General features: G+C 72.8%; 7 protein-coding genes. All 7 read left to right on the forward strand.

Annotated features, from left to right (window positions below; genetic code table 11):
- The coding region (locus AB0J52_RS23365) for a hypothetical protein (RefSeq protein ID WP_500184111.1) at positions 1–202 on the forward strand (202 nt) is incomplete at its 5' end.
- Positions 199–567, forward strand: coding sequence for a Rieske 2Fe-2S domain-containing protein (locus AB0J52_RS23370; protein WP_500184113.1), 369 nt, complete (start codon positions 199–201; stop codon positions 565–567). The genes AB0J52_RS23365 and AB0J52_RS23370, both read left to right, overlap by 4 nt.
- A complete protein-coding gene (locus tag AB0J52_RS23375; protein ID WP_500184114.1) occupies positions 564–1742 on the forward strand; it encodes a class I SAM-dependent methyltransferase in 1179 nt (392 codons plus the stop codon). Before AB0J52_RS23370 ends, AB0J52_RS23375 begins: the two co-directional genes overlap by 4 nt.
- Positions 1739–3112: an iron-containing redox enzyme family protein gene (locus AB0J52_RS23380; RefSeq protein ID WP_500184116.1), complete on the forward strand. Its 1374-nt coding sequence runs from the start codon at positions 1739–1741 to the stop codon at positions 3110–3112. Before AB0J52_RS23375 ends, AB0J52_RS23380 begins: the two co-directional genes overlap by 4 nt.
- 7 nt (positions 3113–3119) lie before the next feature.
- On the forward strand, positions 3120–4352 hold the full coding sequence (locus AB0J52_RS23385; RefSeq protein ID WP_500184119.1) for an ATP-grasp domain-containing protein: 1233 nt from the start codon (positions 3120–3122) through the stop codon (positions 4350–4352).
- Between the two features lie 41 nt (positions 4353–4393).
- Complete coding sequence (locus AB0J52_RS23390; protein WP_500184120.1) at positions 4394–5635, forward strand: MFS transporter; 1242 nt, start codon at positions 4394–4396, stop codon at positions 5633–5635.
- The coding region (locus tag AB0J52_RS23395) for a hypothetical protein (RefSeq protein WP_500184122.1) at positions 5632–6114 on the forward strand (483 nt) is incomplete at its 3' end. The genes AB0J52_RS23390 and AB0J52_RS23395, both read left to right, overlap by 4 nt.

The raw sequence follows: 6114 nt of genomic DNA on the forward strand, positions 1-6114 counted from the left end.
GTTCCACACCCGCAACCACGACCACGACGTGGTGCTGGAGATCGAGCAGGGCGAGGCCGAGCTCGTGACCAGCGCCACCGGAGCGCCCGTGCCCCTCGCCAAGGGGGACGCGGTGCTGGTGCCGGCCGGCCGCGTCTACGGCGTCCGGGCCCGCTCCGACGCCTCGACCCACCTCCTCCACCCCGTCCGGACGGAGTCATGAGCCGCATCCTGGTGATGGACCTGCGCGAGCACAACACCGTGCTCGCCGGCCACGACCGCTACTTCCTGCTCGTCGGCGCGGACAAGCGGACCCACCTGGTCCGCGACTGGTGCCCGCACCGCGGCGGACCGCTCAGCCTCGCCCGGGTGACCCCCGACGGCCGCCGGCTGAGCTGCCCCTGGCACGGCACCAAGGTCGGCGTCGCGGCCGTCCGGCGCACCGGGGTCCCCATGGTGCGCAGCGGCGACGAGGCCATCGTGGTGCTCCCGGACACCCCCGAGGACGTCCCCGTGACGCTGGTCCACAAGCGGATCCTGGCCAACCTTCCGCCCGAGGCGGTCGAGCCCTGCGAGGGAGAACGATGAGCGAAGACGTGCACGAGGTCGTCCTCCCGGCGGACGCGACCGGCGCCGTGGACCGGGAGGTGGCCGAGTTCGTCCGGCGCGGTCAGGCGCTGCACGAGTCCGGCCGGTTCGAGCAGGCCATCGAGGAGTTCGAGCTGGCGCTGGCGCTGGAGGCGCACAACCGCGAGGCGCTGCTCGGGCACAACCGGGCGGTCCGCCGGCACGTCCCCCGCTGGCACTGGGAGATGCTGCACGACCGGGAGCGCGCCGAGCTGTACGACCGGGCGATCCGCCAGGTCGTGGGGCCGGACCGGCGGGTGCTGGACATCGGCACCGGCACCGGGCTGCTGTCCATGATGGCCGCCCGCGCCGGGGCCCGCGAGGTGACCGCGTGCGAGGGGCAGCCGGCCGTCGCGGCCGTCGCCGAGCAGATCATCCGGACCGCGGGCCACCACCAGGCGATCACCGTGGTGCCGAAGCGGTCGACCGCGATGCGGGTGCCGGCGGACATGCCCGCCCGCGCCGACGTCCTGATCACCGAGACCATCGACTGCGCGCTGCTCGGCGAGGGCATCCTCGCCACCATCGCGCACGCCCGCGAGCACCTGCTCACCGAGGACGCGCTGATCCTGCCGTCCGCCGGCCGGGTGTTCGCGCAGCTGGTCGAGAGCGAGTCGCTGTTCCGCAAGAACCACGTCGGCGAGCTCTACGGCTTCGACCTGTCGGAGTTCAACCGGCTCTCCTCGATGGAGTACTTCGACTCGCGGCTGCGCAACCACCAGTGGCGGCCGCTGTCGGAGCCGATGGAGATCTTCGCCTTCGACTTCTACCGCGACGGCCCGGACGAGCGGCGGGCCGAGTTCGTGGTGTCGCCCACGGCCGAGGGCAGCTGCCACGCGATCGTGTTCTGGTTCGAACTCGACCTGGTCCCCGGGATCGGGCTCACCAACGCCCCCGGCAACCCCGACTCGCACTGGAAGCAGGCCGTCCAGTGCCTGCCCGAGCCGCTGCAGGTGCGGCCCGGCGGTGAGCTGCTGCTCGACGCCCGGCACGACGGCGCGAGCATCCACTTCACCGCCGTCAGCATGGAGGAGACGGCCGGCGTGGCGGATGCGGCGGGCATGGCGGATGCGGCGGGCATGGCGGAGCCGGCGGGGATGGCGGAGCCGGCGGGCGCGGGGGAGGCGACGCCATGACCGTCCTCGACGAGTACGGCGCGGTGCCGATCTTCCGGCCCGGCCCCGAGGTCTACCTGGACGCCAACCCCTACCGCCGGCCGCTCGGGCCCGCGGTGGACGGGGACTTCGCGCGGCCGGCGACCGAGGCCGGGTTCCTCAGCCACCGGCACCTCGTCGCGAGCCGCGTCCTCTGCAACACCTACGAGAGCGAGATGGTGCTGCTCCCGGAGGGCGGGGTGGGGCCGGTCAAGGCCGACTTCGACCTCTTCTACGGCACCGAGGTGCGGCGGCTGCACGACGCGCTGCGCCCGTCCCTGGAGCGCTACTCGTTCGCGTTCCTGGAGGAGCTCCCCGCTCCGGAGGTCCGCACCGTCGAGGAGCTGGAGGCCTACTTCCTCGGCGAGGTCGAGGGGGCCGGAGCGCCCCCGGACGCCTCGGGCACCAACCCGGCCGTGGACGCCGCCGCCCGGCTGACCGGGTCGATGCGGGCCATCACCGAGTGCGCCGACCCGGAGAACGCGGCCCGGCTGAACCTGATCCAGCTTGCGCTGGACGGGCTGACCGAGGCGTCCGCGATGGCCGGCAACCTCGCCGGCTTCTACGGCCCGGAGCAGTCGGAGCTGTTCAAGGTCTTCACCGACGAGTTCGGCTACGGGCTCTACGGCGCCAAGCACAGCACGCTGTTCCGGGAGATGATCGCCAGCATCGGGCTGCGCACCGACGTGCACGCCTACTGGAACTTCTACCTGACCAGCTCGCTGGCGGGCGCGAACTACTTCAACTACCTCACCAAGAACCACCGGGGCGTGTTCCGGTACATGGGCGCGGTGAGCTACCTGGAGTGGCTCTTCGCCCAGGGTTTCGCCGACATGGGCACGATGCTGCGCGCCGTGTTCGGCGACCGGGCCGACACCCGGTACACCGACGAGCACGCGCACATCGACATCCACCACGGCCGGATGACCTTCGAGAACCTGCTGCTCGGGCTGGCCCGCCGGCACGGCGAGGCGGTCGTCCCCGACCTGGTCCGCGGGATCGTGGAGACCAAGGAGCTGCTCCGGCTCGGCGACGCCGACTTCCAGGCGCAGATCGCCTGGGCGTCCTCGCTGGACGAGCACACCCGGCTGGGCACCAAGCTCGCCTCGTCGGCCGCCGCCGAGGGCACGGCCGCCGCGCTGCGTCCGGGCGACCCGTTCAGCACCCGGGTGCACGACGGCGACCGGCTGGTCGAGGTGACCGGCGGCGAGGTCGAGGTGCACGCCTGGGTCACCGAGAACCCGCACCGCCTGGGCGAGGGCGAGACCCTCCTGGTCCCGGCGGGCCGGCTGTACGGCCTGCGGGCCACCGCGCCGCGGGCCGAGATCGCCGTACGTCCCACCACCCGATGAAGGACCGATGGACAAGCCTCTGCTGATCGTCGTCGCGAGCAGTTACGCGGCGTACCGCTCCTACATCTTCCAGGCGGTGTCCACCCGCTACCGGCTCTGGCTGCTCAACCCGACCCCGCCGACGTGGGAGCAGCCGTACATCGAGGGCCACACGGTCGTGAACTGCCTCGACCTGGAGGCGCTGACCGCGGCGGCCGCCGCGGTCGCCCGCGAGCACAAGGTGGCCGGCTTCTTCTGCTACGACGAGGTCTACATCGAGACCGCCGCGTGGGCGGGCGCGGAGCTCGGCCTCACCACGCTCGACCCGGCGGCGGTCGCCCGCTGCCGGGACAAGACCGCGACCAGGCAGGCGCTGGAGAAGGCCGGGATCCCGCAGCCCGCGTCCCGCCCGGTGGCCACGCTGGAGGAGGCCCGCGCGTTCGCGGAGGAGACCGGCTACCCGGTCATCCTCAAGCCCCGCAACCTCGGCGGCAGCCTCGGCCTGCGCAAGGTCGAGGACCCCGCCGGCCTCGCGGCGGCCTTCGAGGTCACCCGGGGCGCGGTGGTCCCCGGCATCCAGCGGTTCGAGGACCAGGTCATCATCGAGGAGTTCCTGGAGGGCCCCGAGGTCTCCATCGACTCGGTGGTCTTCGAGGGCGAGTGCACCCCGATGATCGTCGGGCGCAAGGTGCTCGGCGACAGCGAGTCGATGGCGTTCGAGGAGATCGGCCACGACGTGGACGGCGCCGACCCGCTGCTGGACGACCCGGCCGTGGTGGACCTGGTGCGCCGCACGCACACCGCGCTCGGCTTCGACAACGGCTTCACGCACGCCGAGTACAAGGTCACCCCGAAGGGGCTGTTCGCGATCGAGGTCAACGCCCGGCTGGGCGGCGGCATGATCCCCTACCTCGGGATGCTGACCTCGGGCACCAACGGGGCGCTGGCCGCCGCGGACGTCGCCGTCGGCCGCCGTCCGACCGTGGAGTTCCCCGATCCGCGCCGGGCCGCCTCCGTCCGCTTCGCCTACCCGGCGTACGACATGGAGGTCGTCAGCGCGCGGGCCCGCGAGGAGCTGCTCGTCCCGCCGATCCACGAGATGGCGATGAGCGCCGCGCCCGGCATGACGGTGCGGCTGCCGCCGCACGGGCTGGCCCGGTCCGGCTACGTCATCGCCGTCGCGCCGACGCTGGCGGAGAGCCGCGCCGCGGTGGCCGACCCGGCCCGGTTCTTCGAGATCACCGGGCGGCCCCTCCGGTGAGCGCGACGGCGGAGGTGACGGTCCTCCGGACCCTCCGGGAGATGCCGAGCACGGTCCGGGTGCTCATGCTCGGCAACCTGGTCAGCAACCTGGCGGCCTTCCTCAACGCGTTCCTGGTGCTCTACCTGCTGCACGAGGGCTTCTCGGCGTGGGAGAGCGGGGTGGTGCTGACCGCGCTGATGGTCGGCCGCATCCTCGGCAGCGCCGTCGGCGGGACGGCCGCCGACCGGTTCGGCTACCGCTGGACGATCATCGGTTCGACGGCCGCGACCGCGGTGCTGACCGCGCTGATCGTCTACGTCCCGAACGTCTGGGTCGGCGTGCTGGTCGCGGGCGCGGCGGGCCTCACGGCCACCGCGTTCCGGCCCGCCGCGATGGCGCGGGTGGTCGAGCTCACCCCGGACGAGCGCCAGGTCATGACGTTCTCGATCTGGCGGGCGACCTTCAACATCGGGTCCACCCTCGGCCCGCTCGCCGCGGCGCTCCTGCTGACCTGGTTCGGCTCCTACGTCCCGCTGTTCTTCGCCGACGCGGCGACCTCGCTGTGCTACTGCCTGGTCGCCCTGCTGGTGCTGCCCGCCGACGCCGCGCGGACCGAGAGCCGTCCGGAGGAGCGGAAGGACCAGGAGGACGCCGCGGCCGAGGCCGCCAAGCAGCCGGCGCCCGGATACCGGAAGGTCTTCGCGGACGGCCGGTTCCTGCTGGTCGTCCTCGGCCTCTTCCTGACCTCGGTCGCCTACATCCAGATGAACTCGTCGCTGCCGCTGTTCGTCACCGAGTCGGGCTTCGACAGCCGGATCTACGCGATCATGCTGGCCATCAACGGCTTCATGGTGATCGCGCTGGAGCTGTGGCTGTCCAAGTGGACGCAGAAGGCGCCGATCGGCCTGCCGATGGCGGCGGGCATGGCGCTGCTCGGCCTCGGCTACCTGACCTACCTCGGCCCGTCGCAGACCTGGATCCTGCTGGCCGGGACCATCGTGTGGACCTGCGGCGAGCTGATCGCCGCCCCGTCGATGCTGGCCTACCCCGGCCTGGTGGCCCCGGCCGCCCTGCGCGGCCGCTACATCGGCCTCGCCACGCTCGCCACCCAGATCGCCTACAGCGTCGGCCCGGTGGTCGGCGTCACCGCGTGGCACTGGTGGGGCACCAAGCTGTGGATCCTGACCGGCGTCTGCGCCGGCGCCGCGGCGGTCTGCGTGGCGGTGGGCGCCGGGGTGCGCACCCGGCCCAAGCCGCGCGAGTCGAACGTCTCCCCAGAAAGAGAAAGCGAGCCAGCATGAGCAAGCCAGTCGTCGCGATCGTCCAGCCGTTCAGCTCCGGGGCGATGCTCCCGCCGCGGCTGCGCGAGGCGGGGCTGAGCCCGGTGGCGGTGATGGACTACGACGGGCCGGCCCTGGAGCCGCTGCGCGGCGTGCACGACCCGGCGAACTACGACGCGGTCATCAACCACCACGGCGACCTCGAGCAGACGATCCGCAACCTCGGGGCGCTGTCGCCCACCGCCGTCATGACCTCGGTGGACGCGGCGCTGCACCTCACCCAGTCGCTCGCCGAGGCGCTCACCCCGGAGGAGGCCAACGTCCCGGCGCTGATCGACGCCCGCCGGCACAAGTACCGGATGCACCAGGCGCTCGCCGCGGCCGGGCTGCCGGTCGCCCGGCAGATCTGCACGACCGACCCGGCCGAGGTCGAGGCGTGGATCGAGCGGGAGGGCCTCGCCGGCCGCGACCTGGTGGTCAAGCCCCCGGCGAGCGCGGGC

The organism is Spirillospora sp. NPDC049652 (genome assembly GCF_040675125.1).
Taxonomy (GTDB): Bacteria; Actinomycetota; Actinomycetes; order Streptosporangiales; family Streptosporangiaceae; genus Spirillospora.

Excerpts from the sequence above, each read along its gene's own strand:
- AB0J52_RS23390 (WP_500184120.1), top strand. The coding sequence starts at position 4,394 with ATGCCGAGCACGGTCCGGGTGCTCATGCTCGGCAACCTGGTCAGCAAC.
- AB0J52_RS23375 (WP_500184114.1), top strand. The coding sequence starts at position 564 with ATGAGCGAAGACGTGCACGAGGTCGTCCTCCCGGCGGACGCGACCGGC.
- AB0J52_RS23380 (WP_500184116.1), top strand. The coding sequence starts at position 1,739 with ATGACCGTCCTCGACGAGTACGGCGCGGTGCCGATCTTCCGGCCCGGC.
- AB0J52_RS23385 (WP_500184119.1), top strand. The coding sequence starts at position 3,120 with ATGGACAAGCCTCTGCTGATCGTCGTCGCGAGCAGTTACGCGGCGTAC.
- AB0J52_RS23370 (WP_500184113.1), top strand. The coding sequence starts at position 199 with ATGAGCCGCATCCTGGTGATGGACCTGCGCGAGCACAACACCGTGCTC.